This is a genomic window from Paenibacillus oryziterrae, assembly GCF_042610485.1.
Lineage (GTDB): Bacteria > Bacillota > Bacilli > Paenibacillales > Paenibacillaceae > Paenibacillus_AQ.
In genome coordinates this window covers 389,195-408,940 of the sequence record NZ_JBGJZO010000003.1, presented here as the reverse complement: position 1 = coordinate 408,940, position 19,746 = coordinate 389,195, and the positions used below count along the sequence as shown (strand labels likewise).

The window sequence follows — 19,746 nt, the reverse complement described above, 5'->3', positions numbered from 1 at the left end:
AAGAAAAGGATGCGCATCAGAAATGCGGTTTACCGAACCACGTACACTCAGTAAGAGATCCATACTGTTCTTCTCATTGATTATGCTTATCAAAAGTTATTTCGCCTGGTACTTCTTGTTCGAAGACGGGCCGACCTGGAGTACATGGTTCAAAGAAATTCCTTTTGTACTCATCATCTTCTGCCTGATTGAATGGTTCGCCACGAAACGTAAGATTGCGATCTACATGCTTGTCAATCTGGCAATCACGATATTATTCTTCTCCCTGATCGTCTATCATAACCACTTTGGAATTATTGCTACTTCTCAGGTGATCGGACAAGCCAAGCAAGTGGGAGCCGTCAAAAAGAGTATTTTCGCGGTTATCCGCCCTCAATATATGCTTATTTTTGTGGATATCATTATCATCAGCCTGGTGATGCTCAGCCGGAAGAAAGCGCTGGCCTGGAAAAAATCCATGGCACGTCCCAGCAACCGGAGAGTAGTCGCTGCTCTGTTCTGCATCTCCCTGGCCATCTGTATGATGAATATCTTCCCGAATCAGGCCAGTATGAATGAGAACGTCCAAGCGGAGCAAATGGGCATTCTGAATTATGAAGCATACGCCCTGCTTGCGGATGAAGACGAAGAGCAAATTGAGCTGTCCGAAATCTCACAATCCGTCATTGATCAGACCAAAGGCATTCAACCCCAGTACAACCCGGCCCTATTTGGAGCAGCTAAGGGAAAGAATCTGATCATCCTTCAAATGGAGTCTTTCCAGAACTTCCTGATCCATTTGACGATTGATGGACAGGAAATTACACCGAATATGAATAAACTTGCGGACAGCAGTATGTATTTCCCAAGATTCTTTCAGCAGGTTGGACAAGGCAACACCTCCGATGCCGAATTTATTGTGAACACTTCCTTTTATGTTCCGCCGGATGGTCCGGCTACGGAGATCTACGCACCCAAAGAGCTGCCTAGCTTGCCTAAATTGCTGCAGGGCCAAGGGTACGATACAGCCACATTCCATACCAATGCAGTTGACTTCTGGAACCGTGGTGAGTTGTATAAAGCACTTGGATTCAACCGTTATTATGACAAAGCCTTCTTCGGTGAAGAGGACACCGTATTTTATGGAGCGTCCGATGAAGTTCTATATTCCAAGACATCGGCTGAGCTAGCCCGGATGAATGAGAGCACTACTCCTTTCTACTCGCAGGTCATCTCAATGTCCTCTCATAATCCATTCTCGATTCCGGAGAACAAATATCAGATGAAATTACCGGAACGATTCGAAGGAACTTTTATTGGTGATTATATCAGGGCCCAGAATTACGCGGATTACGCACTTGGACAGTTTATTGCAGAGCTTAAGGAGAACGGTGTATGGGATGACAGCTTGGTCGTCTTGTACGGTGATCATCGCGGACTGCCTATCTTCTCAATGAAGGATGAAGATAAGGCGTTGATGGAGAAAATATTGGGTCATGAGTATACAGAACGCGACCTGATCAACATTCCTCTAATCATTGCCTCCGGGGGTGTTGCTTCTCCAAGTGTAGAGAATCAATTAGGCGGACAAGTTGATATTCTGCCGACGGTATCGAATTTATTAGGGGTTCCCCTAGATAATCATATCCATTTCGGGCAGGATTTATTGAATCAGACCACCTACAATTTGCTACCGCAGCGTTACTATCTACCGACGGGATCCTTCGTAAACAATGAAGAGCTGTTCTTATCCGGCAGCGGGTTCGAGGACGGCCAGCATTACACGTTGTCCGGCGGCGGTGACAAACCGCTTCAATCCACTGAAGATGAATTCAACCGTGCATTGAAACTCCTCCAACTGTCCGATAGTTATGTGACACAATTGCCGGATAGAGAAGTCAAAGAATAAAGTAGATACCGTCATTTTTCCGGCAAAATAAGATCAGCCACCTCCACTTCACAATGAAGAGGGGGTGGCTGTTTTGTGGTTAGAGGCTTGGTGTCATGGTCAACAGGCCCATCTAAAGCTCTTTACTTTTAATTATAAAACTACGGACTTTCATCCACTTACCTGCAACCATTTCATCGATCGTTCCTGTCTTCGTTCTGACACAGAATTTATGCTCCGTTCCTCTGTCGAAGCCCGACGCCTCATATAGTAAATCATCACCGGCTTGACCTTTATAATATACCTGCTTCAATCCGAGCCTGTTTAACAACTCAAGCTTGACACTTTCAATATACAAACGTGAATATTCCTTTGACATCTATAGTTCCTCCTGCGGCTATACCATTTTCTTATCTTTATTATAACGCAATGAGCTGATTCCTGGAAAACTCTATTACGTATGCCGCAGCCGGTCGCTTGTTCAAGTGAAATTCAAATATTCGGATTCCATACCCGTAAGACGCGGAAGCGGAACACCCAGTCTTCTTGCATCCGCAAGTGCATCTTTTGGAAAAATACTGGTTGCAGCACGATTCAGATTCTCACTGGTACCTGCCTCAGCCATAATATCTCTTGCCAAATTGCCTTTTGCCATAACCTTCTGCATCACCCAACCCAACAATCCTGCTGGCAGATGCAGTGCTAGGGTGGCAGCGAAGCCTACCTTGCCGCCTTTCGCCCTAATCAAGGGTAAGGTTTCACGTAAGAGCAGCATCATATGCTTAAGGTGCGCTTTTGAGTCAAACACACGGTCAAATCCACCGGCTTGCAGTGCTTGAGTTGCGAGACCGACATTAAGCGCGAAATGAACCCATAACCAGCTGCGCATATCTTTTTTCTCAGAGATGGTGAACCCAGCATTTATAAATAACTCCCGGACATTCTGATAACGCTTCGTTACTGAGGTATCCCCCACGAACCCCATAAATATACTTTTCATAAAACCGCCATTTAGCGTATTAGCAGTCGAGTATATACCGCCGGCACCAGGAAATCCCCACACTACCTGCTCATTTGGCAACTGTGCCACCGCATCAGAAGGCTCGACCCAAACATTATTAAACATCAGGACCGTTGCTGTGCTCACCCGCGGGGCTAGAAAGTTCATCACGCCATCCAACTGGTCATGATTGACACTAACGATGATCAAATCATAATCATGGTTGACATCCAGTTCTTCCCTCATAGTAATCGGCCATGGTTCCTTGACTAGGGTACGTTTCTTTCTTGCATCTATAATCTCCAGGTTGACAAGTGGTCCATACTGCGCCACTCTTCCCGGTCTGACATAGAACTCTACCGTATTCCCTGCTTTCTCTAGTGCCCAAGCGTATTGCGTTGCAATGACACCGCGGCCAAATATTAATATTTTCATCAATGATTCCTCCTGAAAGTTTTTAAATTAATACATCAATATTTAAAAACATTGTATCCCGGAGAAATCCCTGCGTCAATAAGTTTTTAAATATAATGTCCTATGTTTAAAAACATTGCTTTCAGTGTTATAATGATCATGTTGCGTAATTACTAACAGCCAACCGAGGTGACCTCTATGAATAAATACGAAATCCGAACTCAACAAAAGAAAGATGCCATCATCCACGCCGCATTGTCCCTGTTCAAAGAAAAAGGGTATACCAATGTTAGCATTAATGAAATTGCATCTTTCTCGGGTATTTCGAGTGTTTCTATCTATAACTATTTTCAGAATAAAGAGGGACTAGTTGCTGAGTGTGCCAATATTTTGATGAAGGATAGCATACAACTGGCAAGGAATCTGCTGCAGGAAAAAATTGATTTTAAAGAAAAGCTGCAGAAGATTGTATCCATGTGTACGGATGCGCACCAACAGTTTCTAGGTGAAGATTTCTCCCCGGAGGCCTTAAATGATAAGGTGCTCGTGAACTTGTATAGTGAGAAAGTAAATCAGATTCGAATGAACATGCTGATGGAATTTATTGAACTTGGCAAAGCCGAAGGTGCAATTGGTTCATCCATATCTACACAGACCATTATGGAATTTATTAATGCCATAGCAGAAATGCAGCTGTCCTGGGAGCCGACAAGCAATTTTAAGGAGAAGGGACAAGAACTCTATCACCTGATACTTTATGGATTAATTGGTTAGTCACGTAACCTCATTTTATAAATAACTTCATCAACCTGTTATAGATTGGGTTTACAATATACCCCGTTGGATTGATCGCATACCTTTTACTAGTGTTAAGACGATTGATCTTCGTCATTTCCTCACCCGTCAGTGCAAAATCAAAGATCTCGCTGTTCTCCTTGATTCTCTTGGGGTTCGATGACTTGGGAATAATGATGATGCCCCGTTCCAAATGCCAGCGCAAAATGACTTGAGCTACCGTCTTCTGGTGCGCATCGGCGATGATTTGTAATTCCGGATGCTTGAGTAGCGCTGGATTTCCTTGTCCGAGCGGAGCCCAGGCCTGATGCAGAATACGGTGCTTGCCCAGATACGCATGCAGTTCATTTTGCGGAAACTCCGGATGGGTCTCGATCTGATTAATCATCGGCGGGATTACGGCGTGTCTCAATAACTCTTCAAGATGCTGTACTTCAAAATTGGCTACACCGATCACTTTGATCTTCCCGGCCTTATACAGTTCTTCCATGGCCCGCCACGTTCCCACGTAATCCGGTGAGGCGAAATGAATCAGGTACATATCCAGGTAATCTACACCCAGCTTGCGTATCGATTGCTCAAAAGCCTTCTTCGTTGCCTTATAGCCATGATCTGTATTCCAGACTTTCGATGTGATGAAAAATTCCTCGCGGGGAATCCCGCTTCTCCGAATCTCCCTTCCCAGCGCCTCCTCATTCCCATAAATCTTCGCCGTATCAAAATGCCGGTAACCTGTTCGTATCGCCTCGTTGATCGCCGTTTCGAACTCTTGCTGCTTCGTTATTTTGTAGACACCAAATCCCAGTTGAGGGATCTTCACTCCATTCATGGCTTCAACCGTCTGATTAGCAATCTTCATTTGTCACGCCACTCCTTGTCTGGTTTATGTGTTATATCTAAATAAACTAAATATAAATTATATATAGTTTAATCAAAAAAAAGAGCAGGTTAACCGTTTTTATCAAACTCAGACTGCTCTTATTCGTTCAATAATTCGGTTAACCGAACCTTCTTCAAATAATTCTCCATCACCGTTTCTGCTGCTTGCAAGTGATCGGAAATTCTTTGTTTCACTACTTCCACTCCACTTCTTTGTAACGACACATCGGTATGCATCTTGAACAATGCCTTCCCGGGCTCAACGGCCAGAAATACATCAAGCATTGTGATTTCCGACAAGGGCTTTGCCAGCAGAATGCCTCCCTTGGCTCCTTCTTTAGCAATCGTCAGCTTCGCATTATTCAGGTTACGGATGACCTTAACTGTAGTCGGAGCAGGGATATTTAATTGCTCAGAAATCACTTTGGTGGATAAAAAGCTGCTGCATCCTTCCTCTGTGATCCCGTGTATATAGAGCAGGATTGATATCCCTTGAGATAAAGCCGTGGAGTAAGCCATTTGCTATTCACCCTAACCTTATATTTTCTAAATATACTATATATCTTTTAGATTTAGTTAACAAGCGATAAATGGTGAGCTGCCTGCAATAAAAAACAGAACACGCCAACAAGGGGCATGCTCTGTTTATCAAGCTTCAGGGTAGTGCGGGCAGCTTTATTAAACTTGGGATAAGATATCGTTCAGCGATTCCGCCATTGTCGGATGTGTGAAGATGGTGTCTCTTAGTACGGTGTAAGGCTGGCCTGAATTCATAAAGAGGGACACGATATTGATTACCTCGCTTGACTCCATAGCGAACATGGTGAACCCTAGCAGTTGATCCGTATCCGCATCAATAACCGCCTTGAGCAGTCCGTCCGTGTTCTTCAGAATCCGTGCCCTAGGGATTGCCATCGCGGGCCATTTCGCGATTTTTACGTTGTAGCCTTGTTTAACGGCTTCTGCTTCTGTAAGTCCAACATGCGACAAGGTCGGATCTATAAAGACCGAATACGGAATCCGCTGGCGGTCCTTTGTCGAACGCTGCTTATGACCATACAGCTGATCCTTCACAATCCGGAAATCATCCAGTGAAATATACGTGAATTGCGGCCCGCCGTTCACATCACCAAGCGCCCAAATGTGAGGTACGCTTGTCTGCAGCGTTTCATCCGCCTTAATAAAGCCGCGTTCTGTCGTTTCGATTCCGGCTGCCGCCAGATTCAGCCCATCTGTGTTCGCCTGTCTGCCGGTCGCAACCAGGATAGCATCTGCAGTCAGTTCCACAGGGCCGTCCGGAGACGTAAGAAGCAGCTTGGCCGTTTCTCCCTCATCGTCAATCCGTTCAACTTTTGTCTGCAGCCGAATATTGATTCCTCTTTTCTCCATCACCTTCTGAACCTCCAGAGCGATCTCCCGGTCTTCTCTTGGCAGGAACCTTTCTCCGTTTTCGATGATGTCTACTTCAGAACCAAAACCGGCGTAGATGGATGCGAACTCCAGACCGATATAACCGCCGCCAAGAATGGATAACCGGCGCGGGAGCTTCGGCAGCTCAAGCATTTCAGTACTTGTAAATACCTTATCGCTGCGGATTCCCGGAATATCAGGTATAAACGGTTTGGCCCCCGTGTTCACAAAGATCTTCTCTGCTTCCAGGATGACAGTACCGGACTCCGTTACGACCTAAACCTCATGGGAGGACAGAAATGAAGCCCTTCCTGTGATGACCACAGCACCCTGTTGATTGTTCACATTCTCGAAATTTTTGGCGCGCAGCAGGGAGACCAGATCATCCTTCTCTTGTTTCGCCCGAATATAGTTCTCGTCTTGAATAGCAGGATCTTTGATATTTAGCTGTGAGAACAGCTGGGACTGATGGGCCAGAGCTTTGGTTGGAATGCATCCAATATTGATACAAGTTCCTCCGTACATTAGAGGGGATTGCTCCACCACCGCAACGTTAAGCCCTTGTTTGGCTAAAAAAGGCGCCAGCGTCTTCCCTCCCTTGCCGAATCCGATAATCAGTGCATCTACTTTTTCCCTCTGCATCGCGACCCCTTCTTTCAAATTCAGTCTCAATTAAAAGCGTTCAAGCACCACTTTACCGACCGTTCGGCCTGATTCCAGAATCGCATGCGCCTTGCGCAGGTTCGCAGCATTGATCGGTGTCAGTATATCGGTCGTAGTTGTCCGGATAATTCCCTGATCCACAAGCCGGGCCACTTCATTCAGCAGCTTATGCTGCTCGATCATATCCGCCGTCTGATACATCGCGCGGGTGAACATCAGCTCCCACACGAACGTTACACTTTTATTCTTGAGCAGGGTTAGATCAAGGAGTTCATTGGTCTCGACAATCGAACATATCTTGCCCTGCGGGGCAATGACTTCGGCCATGTTCTTCCAGTGCTTTTCAGTAGTGTTGAGACAGAATATGTAATCTACCTGATTGAAACCAATGGCCGTTAACTGAGGGAGAAATGCCTCGAAATGATTAATGATATGGTCCGCCCCAAGTTCCTTCGCCCATTCCGCAGATTGCGGCCGGGAAGCTGTTCCGATTACGGTCAGTCCGGCATATTTAGCAAGTTGAATGGCTATCGAACCTACCCCGCCAGCTGCACCAATGATCAGGATTGACTTGCCTGCGTTATTCTCTTTGCTCGCTGAGACGCCTAACCGGTCAAACAATCCTTCCCATGCCGTAATCGTGGTAAGTGGAAGTGCAGCAGCTTGCGCGAAATCCAGAGAAGTCGGCTTCAAACCAACGATTCGTTCATCGACGAGGTGGTATTCGCTGTTCCCTCCGGGACGGGAGATACTGCCGGCATAATAGACCTCATCCCCGGGACTGAATATTGTGCAATCCGGGCCGACCTCCTCCACTATACCCGCAACGTCCCATCCCAGTACTCTTGGAGCGTTTTCGGTCCGACTCTTCGGTGAGCGCACTTTAACATCTACGGGATTTACGGAAATGGCGTTCACCTTTACAAGGATATCTCTGCCTGCAGGCACCGGCTTCTCCAGCTCCACATCAGTCAGGCTCTCCGGATCATCAATCGGTAAGTACTTGGTCAGGCCTACAGCTTTCATTGTTTCTTTTGTCATGTATTTACTCCTCCTACTAGAATAATTTCGATGGATCATCCATTCAATTGAATGAATGTATATAGTAAGTATAGATTATATATTACTTGAGGTTAAGTACGCACATTAATGTAAGTTAGTATAGTTTTGTATACTGTTAATATACAAAAAAAGATGTGCTAAATAGCAGGCATTTGCTTAAACCAATTCAGCTCTTACATTTAATCGTCTGTCCCCGATGGTCAATTTATTTTGTCAGCACAGGTTCCAGTTCAAACTCTTCAGTGTGACCATTGAAATAGATCTGCACCTGAACAGTAGAATCTTGCGCCGCATATGCCCCATTGCCACCGGAGCTTCCAGTTTGAACAATCCCGTGCTGTAACTTAATATTAGACTCGGTTCCCTTCCCGTCTCCGCCGCCCTGGGTTTGAAACGCATAACTGAATTCACCTGTTGGTTCAGGACCTGTTCCAATATACTTGAGATTGAGCTTCGAAAAATGATTATCCAAGTGTTTCATTTTGTATACAATATAATTCGCTGCCCAATTCTCCGTATGTCCCTTATATTCATAGACGAAATCAATTTGTATACGTTTCAATCTCATCATCTCCAAATTATATAATGGATACCATCCAGTTAATCCAGTAAGCAGCCGGGACCAGCAATACCTGAGCAACCATTGTTCCGCACAAACGCGAGACCATTAATAATCCAAAAATCTTATTAAGTGTATGCAGCTCCCGTTCTCCCCGAAGGACTTTATCTGTGATTAGTCCAATGTGCGGATCAATCAGCAGCGTAAGTAATATCGTTGCCATCCCGTTAATCAGGCCGGAAGATTGAGATGCGGCAATCGAAGATTCTGCAGTTAAAGTTGAAGCCAATAGAGCTGCTAACACACCAATTGTATATATTGCCGTTACGAGCGTATTTAGAACGAGCAACCTTTTGGGAAGGCCACCGGTCCGGAGACGTGACAGCATGGATAACTTGGGTAAACGCATATGATAACGTGCATGTTGTATTTTTTGAATAGAAACCGATGAACGCAGCATTACGGGGATGGAACCCGCAGTCTCCAAATGGGATATTACCCTTGAAGCCAGTAAAACTGCCGATGGGAACAATACCAATGCTGTAAGTGTCCCCAGTGTAGCAGCTCCGATAATGATATGAAACTGATCGATTAGAGCATCGACATGATGTTTTCCGGAGTCCATTATTTTGCCGGTGAGTAGAGCCTGTACCATATTGGAGGTTCTTGAAATAAGAAGTATGATCCCGGATAAGGATAAGGCAACGGCCAATTTTCCTAATCGCACACCAGCTACACGAAGCGAGTAAGTAAGGGTCTCGGATAGATGAATAATAAAAGTGAACAGAGATACAAATAAAACCTGCTCCAGCAAATTAGCACCTCACCATATTCATTATGTATGACCATCTTTTAAAACTTTAGTCATATCATACAGGTGCATTTCTTTGTGATAAAGAGAAACTATTCTGCATAAATTTCTCATTTACAGGCTAACGACAAGCACCGATCCCACTTTCTGATCATACATAGAATAGGTAAGAAGGGCGGGATGCAGATGTTCAGCACAACAAGTTTCGGAGAACGGGCGATCTTTCTGGCAGCAGTCTGCTCACAGACCTACACCCTGTTCTCTAACGCGGATGGTTCATTCGTGGTTCCAAAGGATTATTCGGTAATCCATACCATTGAAGCAAAATCCATCACTAACGTATGGGAGCGCTTCGGGTTCATTATCGAGTCCCCGCAAGAGATTATTATTGCCTTCCGGGGTACCAGCTCAACAACTGATTGGATCTCTGACATCATCGCCTCGCAAAAGAGATTCAAATACATCAATGAACATTGCCTTACACATCGCGGCTTCACCGATATCTACACCTCAGCCCGTGACGGGATAATCAACGCTCTCACCAAGCTTTCAACGGACAAAACGTTAACCATTACAGGACATAGTCTCGGCGGAGCGCTGGCGACCCTGTGTGCGGTAGATGTGGCGGCCAATACAGCCTATCACTCACCCGACTTGTACACCTACGGTTCTCCCCGTGTCGGTGATCCGGCTTTTGCACAAGCTTTCTCAAAGTATGTCCGGCGAAGCTTCCGCATTGCCAATCTCTTCGATATCGTTACTTATGCCCCTCCTACTATCTATAAGCAGCCCAAGCGGGATAAAAAATACTATTACAGCCACGTCCAGACCCATAGCCCACTTTCCTTCCAGAATGGAGCCATCAGCCTAAATCATGTGATTGGAAGCTACTTCGCTGCACTCTCCCAGCTTAATCCGGAATATGCACAAAGGTTATGTTCCACAAATCCGGGGTTCTGCCCGGGTATTAAGGAAACTAGTCGATCGTTAATACAAACTTAGGTGGAACAACAATCAAAGGCTTCCGTGGCTATCCACGAAGCTTTTTCACTTCCACATACCCTCCACTATTGAGGCGATTTCAGAGAGCACAGGATCACTCTTTTGATCCTTCGGATATCCAAAGTATAGATCGATATAGAGATCGATACCCTGCCAGATTTGGAGCATGTTATCTCGGGCAAACCGCATGGCTACCGGTTCTGCAAGTAGGGAACAACCGACCTCATCTTGAACCAGTTTACCGATTAGAGCTTCGTCATCGACATACATAATTTTACGCGGAATAATATCCTGCCCCACGAAATATTCAATGGATTGACTATAAAAGGGACAACCTTGAGTTGTCCAGATCCACGGCTTATCTGCAAAAAATCCCAAAGACAACCCTTGCTCAGGAATATCCCAGCTTCCCGGAAAGACCACAGCCATCCGAAAGGAATGAAGCTTAATGGATTGGATAGACGGATGGGCAGCGTTTCCGTAGTAATAACCTGCATTTATCTTGGAGCTGGTTACATCCGGGATAAAGTCTTCGCTTTTAGTGTTTATAAAATGCAGCTCCACCTGGGGCAGGCGCTCTGATATAGACTCAATCAAGGTCCCGACTTGGAGAAGCTGCCCGTCCGTATTTAACCCGATTCGAATGTTATCGATTGCAGTTCCAGCCAATTCACTAGCTGCATGATGGAATTCATCCATGGAAGAAATGACCTTCTGTGCTAGTGGCAGCAGTTTCGCGCCTTTGTCCGTTAGAATCATCCCTTTGGAAGTTCGATGAAATAGAATAAATCCTACTTCACTTTCCAAGGTCTTGAGGTGCGCGCTTGCAGCGGGTTGGCTCGTGTTAAGCTGCGCTGCTGCTTCGGTCAAGTTGCCGGTTTGGGCAATTTGCATAAACGTTTTTAATTGATACAGCTCCAATACTCGGCCACCTCCTTTCGACGCATTTGCAGCAATATCTATTTTTCTGATGGAACCGATCAGAACTTGCAATTGGACGTTTTATTCTTACATGAATTATAGTATTTTCAGGAATATTATGTAAGGAGTGTACAAGATGAGTATTTTTATTGCAATGTTCTTTTTTTCATTATCCATGTCCATCTCTCCAGGCCCAGTGAACATGACGATTCTCTCTTCGGGAGTCAATTACGGGTTTAACCGCTCTTTCTCTTTAGTGTCCGGGGCAACTATCGGGTTCACGATCCTATTGACCGCTGTCGGGTTAGGGATATCCAATCTTGTAGAAGAAGTCCCTGTATTTTATGAATGGCTGCGATATGCCGGGACAGGTTATATGATCTATATTGGTTATAAGATTATAGTCTCCCGCCCAGAAATTGAAGTCAAGGAGGAGAAGCGGCCGCGTTTTCTTCACGGGTTTCTGATGCAATGGCTTAACCCCAAGGCTTGGATCGCCTGTCTCTCCGGGGTTTCCGCCTTCGGGCTGAACTCCTCCCCTTCTTTGCTTCTTGTCTTTATATGTATTTATTTTATCATCTGTTATCTCTCGCTTGCAGCGTGGGCACAGTTGGGATCGAAGCTTCAATTTCTGACAAAAGTGAAGAACGGGATTCAGATTTTTAATGCGGGGATGGGCGGATTGCTAATGATTGTGGCGGTATATCTTTTGTTATCAGCTCTATAGGAATGAGAAACAAGCTTCCGCGGATATCCACGAAAGCTTGTTTTTTTCATAAGAGATGTTCGTTTTATTTATCCGTCACTTCAAAATCTCCGTCAAAATCAAACACATATGCAGCAATCAGCCACATAATCCAGCAGTTCACGCCAAAGAACAGATAACCGTAGTAGCCGAGAATCGGCATCTCGGAGAAAATATGTATTTTATCCAGATACGGTACGGAATACTTCCAATAGTTCGGGTTGGTCGGCAATGAATCGTTGAACCACTCGCTCCCGAAATTCCACATTTCCCAGAAGAAGCCGTTGAATAATGTGGCGAGCCCGATGAGGATGATCTTGGACCAGTTCCCGTCTTTGATTGGGGTAAAAGGCGTCCAGCGGCCGGTGAGTGCCATAGCTGCAGAGAGCAACGGAACCAATGCCACCCAAAGTACCCAGAAGAGCAGATACGGCCAATAGCCCATCGCGTAGGCCAATACCAGACCAAAGCCGTAGAACACCAGCAGCGCTGTCCGTGAAAGTCTCAATTTCGGGCCAAAGCTATAACGGTCTTTGAAGAATTTCGATGTCCGCAGCAGGCCGTACCATTCTACAATAGCCGGAAGCACAGTCGTATACGACAGCGAGAACCAGAAGACATTTCCGAAGTTCGAGAATACTTCATTATTGGGATAATACCAGTTCTCCATGACGAAGAAATTAAGGTATTCAAAAGCAAACCAGCTGAAGCAAGAGACCACGGCGAGCAGCTGCATCAGCTTTGGCTTCTTGGCAATAATCGAGTTGCCTCCGCTGCGCTTATATACGAAACCATCCAGAATCAGGATAAACGCCCACCACAGCGGGACGAACGTATAGTATTCGAGCGAGATGTGCAGCTTAACCCGTCCCCACATTAAGATCCAACTGATAAGAAGCACCGGAAGGCTCCACCAGAACCAAACCGGATATGTGGTATGTGTCCGGGGGGCTGTGTCTTCCTGCGCAGGCCGCTTGAATCCGAACATCCGGGGGAATACCAGCACTAGTGTAATAAACAAGGCGACCATGCAAGCCAGTGTGAAGTACAGTGAATTGAATCCGGGATCGCCTTCCACCTTTTGCGCAGGGAACAAACCGTACCCGGGAGGCAGCCCGTTCCATTTCATAAGGCTCCCTATCAGCGGCAGTGCAAAGATCAAAACAAAGGTGACCATCAGGAACCATTTTGTGTTACTTTTTCGTGAAATTTTGAAAACCTCCCTTTATGACATATACAGTCGAATTTTGTAGATATATTCGTTAGACTGGATGATTATTCCTGCCAAGAAGAGAAGCGATTCGATAAAAACTCACCCATAAGATCACAAATTAAAAAACGGTTCTCCAGGGAGAACCGCTTAGACACGCAATATGTGTATTACTAAACCAACGGGTAATCGACAACAATCACATTCTCCAGCAAGCCGTCCAGTGATTTCACAAATTCCTGATGCATCGGATGGGGGCCATAGGCGCGCAGAGAATCAAGATCTTCAAAGCTCACCCGCAGTCCAAGGGAGTAGCCGTGGATGTTATCCGTTTCTTCCGTTTCATTAATACCTGCGCTGATCTCAATAATCCCCGGAATGCGCTCCCGTAATGCAAGCAATTGATCCACAAGCTCCTGTTGCTTGGCCGGGTTCATCTTATCATTGAACTTGAAAACAACGAGATGTTCGTATTTCATCATGACCGCTCCTTTTAGGTTGAAGAAATGTTTGAATAATCCTGCTAATAATATACACCAGTTGAGGGGCAGCCACCAAACAACAACTTTTTTCAATAGGATAGTGATAAATAAAGTCGTCTTTCATCTTGTAAAGAGTATAATAATGGAATAATAGTTTCTTGTTGGATGCAATAATGGAAGGTGGAGAATCAGTGAGGAAGAAGAGCATGCTGATCGGAATCATGATATTAGGTTTAATGTTCATTGCTGCTTGTGGCAGTAGATACAGCCGCGGACAAGAAAACCATTCATCAGATAACGAAATCTCGATAGCGATGAGTATATGCAGTACATACAAGAAAGCTGAACTTAACGCTGCACTTTTGAATAGTATAAATGACATACCAAAGGAAGAAATACAGAACAAGAAGGCTGTCATTAATCTGACGACGGCAAGTTTCTTTAACAAACAATCGGCTAATCATATGTATTCTCGCTCGTTAAAAGTCGCGTGGAGTAAAGGGCATGACCTTAGAATAAATTATCTTACGATTACACAGCAAAGTGTTACTGATCATTATATTGAACTGACATATGATTGTACACTGCGCTTCGGAGAAGGCAAGAAGGATAGGATGTTTGTGAAAGGAACCATGACTCTTATCAAGGAAGACGGTCACTGGAAAGTGAATAGCGATAGCTATAATTCAGATGAGATTAACGATCTCATGTGAGAAAAATAAAAAAAGTAGCTGAGAACGGAAATCCGCATGTTCTCTGCTACTTTTTAATTTCAGCGACCCATTACGTACGGCGCATATATGCGCGAACCGTAATCGGTGCGAAGATGGCTACAATAACCGCTGCCCCAACTAGGGAATAGACAAGGTCCGATCCAACGGTTCCTGCATTTACAAGCTCCCGTACGGCTGTAACCAGATGAGATATCGGATTCATCTTGACGAACCACTGAAGCCAATTCGGCATCGTATCTACCGGCACAAACGCGTTGGACAGGAAGGTGAGCGGAAACAATACAATCATGGATATACCCTGTACGCTGGATGCCGAACGCGCAATGACACCAAAGAAGGCGAAGATCCAGCTGATGGCCCACGAGCACACAATCACGAGTATACCAGCCAGCACGACATTTCCAAAGCCGCCTTCAGGCCGTAGACCCATAATATAACCCATAGCGAAGGTAAGAACAGTCGCAATGGTATACCGAATTGTATCCGCCAGCAATGCTCCCGCTAGTGGAGCAATCCGGGCAATCGGGAGTGACTTGAATCGGTCAAAGACGCCCTTTTCCATGTCCTCACGCAGCTGAACCCCGGTAACAATAGAAGTCGTAATTACGGTCTGCACCAGAATACCCGGGATAATGACCGGTAAATAGCTAACCACATCCCCTGAGATGGCACCGCCAAAGATATAAGTGAACATTAGGGTGAAAATAATCGGCTGGAACGTGACGTCAAACAATTGCTCAGGTGTGCGGCGGATTTTCAATATCCCGCGATAAGCCATAGTTAATGAATTGCGGATGGATTGTCTAAGGCTTGTATGATTCTTCAATTGGCGCTGAGCGCCCGGTTTGATTATAGTACTCATGCGATTACCCCTTCCACTTGGTTCGATCTTTCAGACTCCGGTGATGCCCCATCCTGTACTCCATGACCAGTGATAGTTAGAAACACTTCATCAAGCGTTGGTTTCTGCACACTCATCTCAGCCAGAGGGATACCCGCTTCGCGGAGTGCGATTAGCAGGTCTGTAACCTTATCGGCCTCACCCATAGGAGCTGTAATTTTTCCTGCTTCAGGGGAAATATTGGAAGTTACCTGGAGCACACGTTCAACGGTTCGGCGAGCTGTTTGAATATCTTGAGGGTTCTGAACTTTTAAATGCAGGGATGAAGTTCCAACAGAACCCTTCAGTTCATCTACTGTACCCTCGGCCACAACCTTACCACGATCGATAACTGCAATCCGGTCTGCCAGTTGATCTGCTTCTTCCAAATATTGTGTAGTCAGCAATACGGTTGAACCGCTCTTGACCAGCCGCCGGATCGTATCCCACATCTGATTACGCGTGCGTGGATCAAGGCCAGTTGTAGGCTCATCGAGGAAAATAAGTGGCGGTTGTGCAATAAGACTTGCCGCCAAATCCAATCTGCGGCGCATCCCGCCGGAGAAATTCTTGAGCGGACGTTTTGCCGCTTCGGTCAATCCGAACTCTTCCAGTAGCTCCGCTGCCTTATTCTTCGACTCTGCACGTCCCAATCCCAGAAGTCTTGAGAAAATAACGAGATTCTCAGTAGCGCTAAGTGACTCATCGACTGAAGCATATTGGCCCGTCACTCCGATTAACTGACGCACAATTTGTGGCTCCTTGAGCACGTCATGCCCGAAGATACGCGCGGTTCCTGCATCAGGCCGGAGTAAGGTGGCGAGCATCCGAATTACAGTGGTTTTCCCCGCCCCATTCGGGCCGAGAACCCCGTAGATCATCCCTGTGCCTACCTTCAGATCTACACCATCTACCGCACGGTTGCTTCCGTAAATTTTGACGAGTCCCTGCGCTTCAATGGCCAAATCCCCCTGGCCTGACGCCATTATCTTGTTTTTGTCTTGACTCATTCTCATTTCCTCCTAGAAACTGATTATATAAGCATGGTAAACGACTTATTTAAACTGAATTTAAACATGAAGTCATTTGCAGAAAGCTTTTTTCTATTTCCATTAAACCAAAAAACCGATCCTCATGGATCGGCCTGTGGAATGAACGTGAACTCATCCTGTAAGACTAAAGTTGATCTTAAAGAATAACAAAGCGGTTATCGCAACTGCGGTGAATCTGTGAACTTCCGGCCGCTGTTTCACCCTTTTTATTAGCTCCGAACGTTCCCAAGGGGATACGGCATGAAGATCACGAAGTGGGACTGCAATTCTCACTGGATAATCTCGCATCTTATACTGAATAAACAAAAGACGAAAAACACTCGTTAGTGTCTTTCGTCCCAAATTAGCTTCAAATCAACTATGACTTGTTCAACCTCATCATCTCTTGAAGAACTTCCAGATTCATAAAAAATCAATACATTGCCGACTTGATATCGATCGTGAGACACCAATTCTGCGGCAGCGGTCTTGTCCTCAAAATCCTGAATCCCCTTCTTAACTCCATTAACAGAGGAATAGACATAGATACTAATTAATTGATCTTTATTAATCTTATAATACGCGGGTTCGACATCGTTCAAAGACATGATAAAAACATTTTCTTTGCTTATATCAGTCATCGTCTCCAAAGCAATCCCATGCTGTTCAAATAAGTCTTTAATCTGTATTAATGTGAAATTACCCTTACTCACGCATCCGGTAACAATGAAACTTATTACTCCAAGAAGTAACAGTATTCTTCTCAATGTCATCCCTCCGCTAGTCCACTACCTCCACTTGGTCTCCAATCTGGATTTCTCCAGTCTTGACCACGGAACAATAGACGCCAAAATGCAGCCCGTAATCTTTATTCACTATTTTAAGCAGAGACGGGTCTTTCTCCCGTGTGTCTGGATCCATAGTAATAACAACGCAACGTTCACAATAACTATCCACCTGCAGTTGTACATCACCAATGTTAAGCTTGCGCCCAATCCAATCCCCTTCGTGAAGAGAATCATCATTTAAGGTGATCACAAAATTCCCGCGAAACCGCCGTTGATCCAGCTCTTTACCCCACTGAGCTTCCAGTTTATTGAGACTAGCGTCCGTAATCAGCAGGATGCTGGCTCCTTCAACCGATAACAGCTGCGGATGCTCCGGGTGTGGATCTTTAGGGGCAGACATGGTGATACGAGTGGTAGTTTGACTTTGGATCTCTTCTAATAATTCAGTGTCCCATCCAAACGTCCGGCCGTCAGCTGCTGTTACGCGAACTTCACCTTCAACAAACTGTGCTTGATAGGTGAACATGTTCGGAATATTTCTTACTGTGATATAACGCCACCAGCCCTCTTTACTCTCATCGTAAAAGGTACAGAAGCGGTCACCCAGCATGCCATACGGTTCAATCACACAAGACTCTAATTTCTCTCCAGCAAATGACTTTACCGGATAACGGTTAATTTCACGGATTACTCCAACATTTAATTGCACAGCCGAACTCCTCCATCTGTCTTAAAATACAGCTTTTCTTATTCTATTCTACTCATTCCCTTTGTGGTTTGGAAGGAAAAAGAAACAGCCGCCAAAATCTGCTTGTACGCCGCGTACCGATCATCCTCCGGGTGATGTGCTCTCATTTTCTGGCATATGTTTATTTAAATAAATGAGCTTCGAGTGTGGGAACGATCTCCACTCTATAACCTCGCTTCATTGCTCTTCTTGTTGGAACCTCAAGCCTTAAGTGTCTGAGTCTTCAGTTCCTGTGCTACTAGATCCAATGTTTGGGATTGATTGGATATTTCCTTGGCGGATTCGGTTTGTTCGATAACCATGGACAGAACCTCCTGCGAATAGGCTGAAGATTGTTCCGTGGAAGCAGTAATAGTGGCAATCATCGAATCCACATGAAGCATGTTTTCCTTATTGCTGTTGAATATTTCCTTCACCTCTTGAATATGCGCTGCTGTATTATTGGCACTCTGCAGAATCAATAGAAGCGTTTGATTATTCTTATCGATATTATGGACTTCCACATTGAATTGCATCAGATTCTCGCCCATCACATGAATTACAGCGTGAGTATCATCTTGAATCTGTTTGACCTCTTTGGCAATATCCTTGGTCGCTATAGTAATCTCTTCAGATAATTCGCGTACTTTCTCTGCAACCACAGCAAATCCTTTTCCATGATCACCTGCTCTGGCTGCCTCAATAGCGGCATTCAATGCGAGCGTATTGGTTTGTGTTGAAATGGTATTAATAAGGTGGACGATATGCTCAATTTCATCTGTTCGCTGCCCCAGGCTCTGTACCTTTCCACTGGCTTGTTCCATATGCGTCAGCACCTCGAATAAAGAGAGTACTCCGGCATGAAGCTTGTCTTTCCCAACGCTGGCAATGGTTGCAGATTCAGCGGCAATGGATGCTGTTTTATCTAAATACTCATTTTCTTTTTCCAGATTAAGTGTGGTGCTTCGGGTTAAATCCAGAATACTTTTGATTTGTAGGCTCTGCTCTCCGAGACTCCGCGCAATTTTTGTGATCTTCATCTCCATTTGCTCAGCTTCTGCTCGAGACTTTTCTGAAGAGTGGAATAGTCGTTTACTATTCTCAAACACACTTTCAGATGCTCTTTTGATACTAGAGATCAGGATAAGAATAGGTTGAGACAGAATGAAACTTGAGATAAGCGTAACCAGAATCAATATCCCAAGCAATATCCAGGCAATGCGCGAGCTTTGTTGTACGGCAGAATCCAGTCCTTCGATATCGGCATGAATCTGCCTTAGAGAGTCGTCCCGATAGGCGTTGATTTTGTCGTTAATCTGCTCAGCCGTAGCATCAAAGTCTTCCATAAGTAAATTACCATTGCTAGGACCACCCTCTATGTAAGCATTTGCCATATTTTTACCATGCTGATAATAATCGTCAAAGGTGGTTTGAAAAGAACCAAGTAAGGCGGACTCGGCTCCAAGCGTACCTAATTCCTTCATTTTATCATTGAAATCGGTTGCAAATATTTGCGCTTGTGCAAACCCGTCATCCAGCCCATCTAGTCCCCTAGTCGCACTAATGTCAGTAAGGTATTGTTGAACTTGAATAACATCTAAGACCAGTTGATCAGATAGTAAAGCAATCCTCAATGACTTATTCTTAATATTCTGAATTGAAGCATTATGATTCTCCAGTTGTCCAATTAAATACACTTCCACTGAAGCAAAGGATAGAATCAATACTAAGTAACTGATAAACAATTTATTACGAATCGACATGAT

At 45.0% G+C, this 19,746-nt stretch carries 21 protein-coding genes and 1 pseudogene; 5 read left to right on the top strand and 17 right to left on the bottom strand.

Features of this window, described 5'->3' with window-relative positions:
* Positions 1–22 precede the first annotated feature (22 nt).
* Entirely contained in the window at positions 23–1,888 is a 1,866-nt protein-coding gene (locus ACAN55_RS06450; RefSeq protein WP_379129706.1) for an LTA synthase family protein, read from the top strand.
* 112 nt (positions 1,889–2,000) lie between these two features.
* On the opposite strand, the gene ACAN55_RS06445 is transcribed toward ACAN55_RS06450, so the two are convergent.
* Positions 2,001–2,246, bottom strand: coding sequence for a hypothetical protein (locus tag ACAN55_RS06445; RefSeq protein ID WP_379129704.1), 246 nt, complete (start codon positions 2,244–2,246; stop codon positions 2,001–2,003).
* 102 nt (positions 2,247–2,348) lie between these two features.
* Positions 2,349–3,302 carry a ketopantoate reductase family protein gene (locus tag ACAN55_RS06440; protein ID WP_379129701.1) on the bottom strand — a complete coding sequence of 318 codons (954 nt, stop codon included), beginning with the start codon at positions 3,300–3,302 and terminating at the stop codon, positions 2,349–2,351.
* A gap of 177 nt (positions 3,303–3,479) precedes the next feature.
* On the opposite strand from ACAN55_RS06440, the gene ACAN55_RS06435 reads away from it, so the two are divergent.
* Positions 3,480–4,055: a TetR/AcrR family transcriptional regulator gene (locus ACAN55_RS06435; RefSeq protein WP_379129699.1), complete on the top strand. Its 576-nt coding sequence runs from the start codon at positions 3,480–3,482 to the stop codon at positions 4,053–4,055.
* Between the two features lie 10 nt (positions 4,056–4,065).
* Here ACAN55_RS06435 and ACAN55_RS06430 read toward each other — a convergent pair whose 3' ends face one another.
* The 7 genes and pseudogenes from ACAN55_RS06430 to ACAN55_RS06400 all read right to left on the bottom strand — a co-directional run bounded on the left by ACAN55_RS06430 (position 4,066) and on the right by ACAN55_RS06400 (position 9,463).
* Positions 4,066–4,935, bottom strand: a complete 870-nt coding sequence (locus tag ACAN55_RS06430) for an aldo/keto reductase (protein ID WP_379129695.1) — start codon at positions 4,933–4,935, stop codon at positions 4,066–4,068.
* Between the two features lie 119 nt (positions 4,936–5,054).
* Positions 5,055–5,474 carry an RrF2 family transcriptional regulator gene (locus ACAN55_RS06425; RefSeq protein WP_379129693.1) on the bottom strand — a complete coding sequence of 140 codons (420 nt, stop codon included), beginning with the start codon at positions 5,472–5,474 and terminating at the stop codon, positions 5,055–5,057.
* A gap of 159 nt (positions 5,475–5,633) precedes the next feature.
* Positions 5,634–6,029: a hypothetical protein gene (locus tag ACAN55_RS06420; protein WP_379129848.1), complete on the bottom strand. Its 396-nt coding sequence runs from the start codon at positions 6,027–6,029 to the stop codon at positions 5,634–5,636.
* 33 nt (positions 6,030–6,062) lie between these two features.
* A pseudogene (locus ACAN55_RS06415) lies at positions 6,063–7,007 on the bottom strand (dihydrolipoyl dehydrogenase family protein); the annotation flags it as partial.
* 30 nt (positions 7,008–7,037) lie between these two features.
* A complete protein-coding gene (locus tag ACAN55_RS06410) occupies positions 7,038–8,069 on the bottom strand; it encodes a zinc-binding alcohol dehydrogenase family protein (protein ID WP_379129690.1) in 1,032 nt (343 codons plus the stop codon).
* A gap of 226 nt (positions 8,070–8,295) precedes the next feature.
* Complete coding sequence (locus ACAN55_RS06405) at positions 8,296–8,652, bottom strand: hypothetical protein (RefSeq protein WP_379129688.1); 357 nt, start codon at positions 8,650–8,652, stop codon at positions 8,296–8,298.
* A gap of 16 nt (positions 8,653–8,668) precedes the next feature.
* Positions 8,669–9,463: a lipid II flippase Amj family protein gene (locus ACAN55_RS06400; protein WP_379129684.1), complete on the bottom strand. Its 795-nt coding sequence runs from the start codon at positions 9,461–9,463 to the stop codon at positions 8,669–8,671.
* Between the two features lie 183 nt (positions 9,464–9,646).
* Here ACAN55_RS06400 and ACAN55_RS06395 point away from each other — a divergent pair, with 183 nt between their 5' ends.
* Positions 9,647–10,462: a lipase family protein gene (locus tag ACAN55_RS06395; RefSeq protein WP_379129682.1), complete on the top strand. Its 816-nt coding sequence runs from the start codon at positions 9,647–9,649 to the stop codon at positions 10,460–10,462.
* A gap of 45 nt (positions 10,463–10,507) precedes the next feature.
* Here ACAN55_RS06395 and ACAN55_RS06390 read toward each other — a convergent pair whose 3' ends face one another.
* The gene (locus ACAN55_RS06390) at positions 10,508–11,383 is read right to left on the bottom strand and encodes a LysR family transcriptional regulator (RefSeq protein ID WP_379129680.1); all 876 of its coding nucleotides are present in this window, start codon (positions 11,381–11,383) and stop codon (positions 10,508–10,510) included.
* Positions 11,384–11,519: 136 nt separating this feature from the next.
* Between ACAN55_RS06390 and ACAN55_RS06385 the strand changes: the two genes are divergently transcribed.
* Positions 11,520–12,110 (top strand): LysE family translocator, encoded by a 591-nt coding sequence (locus tag ACAN55_RS06385; RefSeq protein WP_379129678.1) that lies wholly within the window; start codon positions 11,520–11,522, stop codon positions 12,108–12,110.
* A 64-nt stretch (positions 12,111–12,174) separates the two neighbouring features.
* Here the strand turns inward: ACAN55_RS06385 and ACAN55_RS06380 are convergent, their stop codons facing one another.
* Both ACAN55_RS06380 and ACAN55_RS06375 read right to left on the bottom strand, forming a co-directional pair.
* Positions 12,175–13,257: a small-conductance mechanosensitive channel gene (locus tag ACAN55_RS06380; protein ID WP_379129675.1), complete on the bottom strand. Its 1,083-nt coding sequence runs from the start codon at positions 13,255–13,257 to the stop codon at positions 12,175–12,177.
* A 254-nt stretch (positions 13,258–13,511) separates the two neighbouring features.
* Positions 13,512–13,817, bottom strand: coding sequence for a Dabb family protein (locus tag ACAN55_RS06375; protein ID WP_379129672.1), 306 nt, complete (start codon positions 13,815–13,817; stop codon positions 13,512–13,514).
* A 209-nt stretch (positions 13,818–14,026) separates the two neighbouring features.
* Between ACAN55_RS06375 and ACAN55_RS06370 the strand changes: the two genes are divergently transcribed.
* Positions 14,027–14,533, top strand: coding sequence for a hypothetical protein (locus ACAN55_RS06370; protein WP_379129669.1), 507 nt, complete (start codon positions 14,027–14,029; stop codon positions 14,531–14,533).
* A 70-nt stretch (positions 14,534–14,603) separates the two neighbouring features.
* Here the strand turns inward: ACAN55_RS06370 and ACAN55_RS06365 are convergent, their stop codons facing one another.
* The 5 genes from ACAN55_RS06365 to ACAN55_RS06345 all read right to left on the bottom strand — a co-directional run bounded on the left by ACAN55_RS06365 (position 14,604) and on the right by ACAN55_RS06345 (position 19,743).
* Entirely contained in the window at positions 14,604–15,416 is an 813-nt protein-coding gene (locus ACAN55_RS06365) for an ABC transporter permease (protein ID WP_379129666.1), read from the bottom strand.
* A complete protein-coding gene (locus ACAN55_RS06360; RefSeq protein ID WP_379129663.1) occupies positions 15,413–16,444 on the bottom strand; it encodes an ATP-binding cassette domain-containing protein in 1,032 nt (343 codons plus the stop codon). The genes ACAN55_RS06365 and ACAN55_RS06360 overlap by 4 nt, the downstream gene beginning before the upstream one ends.
* 365 nt (positions 16,445–16,809) lie before the next feature.
* Positions 16,810–17,232 (bottom strand): hypothetical protein, encoded by a 423-nt coding sequence (locus tag ACAN55_RS06355; protein ID WP_379129661.1) that lies wholly within the window; start codon positions 17,230–17,232, stop codon positions 16,810–16,812.
* A 13-nt stretch (positions 17,233–17,245) separates the two neighbouring features.
* Complete coding sequence (locus tag ACAN55_RS06350) at positions 17,246–17,962, bottom strand: MOSC domain-containing protein (RefSeq protein ID WP_379129658.1); 717 nt, start codon at positions 17,960–17,962, stop codon at positions 17,246–17,248.
* 239 nt (positions 17,963–18,201) lie between these two features.
* Positions 18,202–19,743, bottom strand: coding sequence for a methyl-accepting chemotaxis protein (locus ACAN55_RS06345; protein WP_379129655.1), 1,542 nt, complete (start codon positions 19,741–19,743; stop codon positions 18,202–18,204).
* Positions 19,744–19,746: the final 3 nt, after the last annotated feature.

Bases quoted from the DNA above. Each gene is read 5' to 3' on its own strand.
- ACAN55_RS06450 (WP_379129706.1), top strand. From the start codon at position 23: ATGCGGTTTACCGAACCACGTACACTCAGTAAGAGATCCATACTGTTC.
- ACAN55_RS06445 (WP_379129704.1), bottom strand. From the start codon at position 2,246: ATGTCAAAGGAATATTCACGTTTGTATATTGAAAGTGTCAAGCTTGAG.
- ACAN55_RS06440 (WP_379129701.1), bottom strand. From the start codon at position 3,302: ATGAAAATATTAATATTTGGCCGCGGTGTCATTGCAACGCAATACGCT.
- ACAN55_RS06435 (WP_379129699.1), top strand. From the start codon at position 3,480: ATGAATAAATACGAAATCCGAACTCAACAAAAGAAAGATGCCATCATC.
- ACAN55_RS06430 (WP_379129695.1), bottom strand. From the start codon at position 4,935: ATGAAGATTGCTAATCAGACGGTTGAAGCCATGAATGGAGTGAAGATC.
- ACAN55_RS06425 (WP_379129693.1), bottom strand. From the start codon at position 5,474: ATGGCTTACTCCACGGCTTTATCTCAAGGGATATCAATCCTGCTCTAT.
- ACAN55_RS06410 (WP_379129690.1), bottom strand. From the start codon at position 8,069: ATGACAAAAGAAACAATGAAAGCTGTAGGCCTGACCAAGTACTTACCG.
- ACAN55_RS06395 (WP_379129682.1), top strand. From the start codon at position 9,647: ATGTTCAGCACAACAAGTTTCGGAGAACGGGCGATCTTTCTGGCAGCA.
- ACAN55_RS06385 (WP_379129678.1), top strand. From the start codon at position 11,520: ATGAGTATTTTTATTGCAATGTTCTTTTTTTCATTATCCATGTCCATC.
- ACAN55_RS06380 (WP_379129675.1), bottom strand. From the start codon at position 13,257: ATGAAATGGAACGGGCTGCCTCCCGGGTACGGTTTGTTCCCTGCGCAA.
- ACAN55_RS06375 (WP_379129672.1), bottom strand. From the start codon at position 13,817: ATGAAATACGAACATCTCGTTGTTTTCAAGTTCAATGATAAGATGAAC.
- ACAN55_RS06370 (WP_379129669.1), top strand. From the start codon at position 14,027: ATGCTGATCGGAATCATGATATTAGGTTTAATGTTCATTGCTGCTTGT.
- ACAN55_RS06365 (WP_379129666.1), bottom strand. From the start codon at position 15,416: ATGAGTACTATAATCAAACCGGGCGCTCAGCGCCAATTGAAGAATCAT.
- ACAN55_RS06360 (WP_379129663.1), bottom strand. From the start codon at position 16,444: ATGAGTCAAGACAAAAACAAGATAATGGCGTCAGGCCAGGGGGATTTG.
- ACAN55_RS06345 (WP_379129655.1), bottom strand. From the start codon at position 19,743: ATGTCGATTCGTAATAAATTGTTTATCAGTTACTTAGTATTGATTCTA.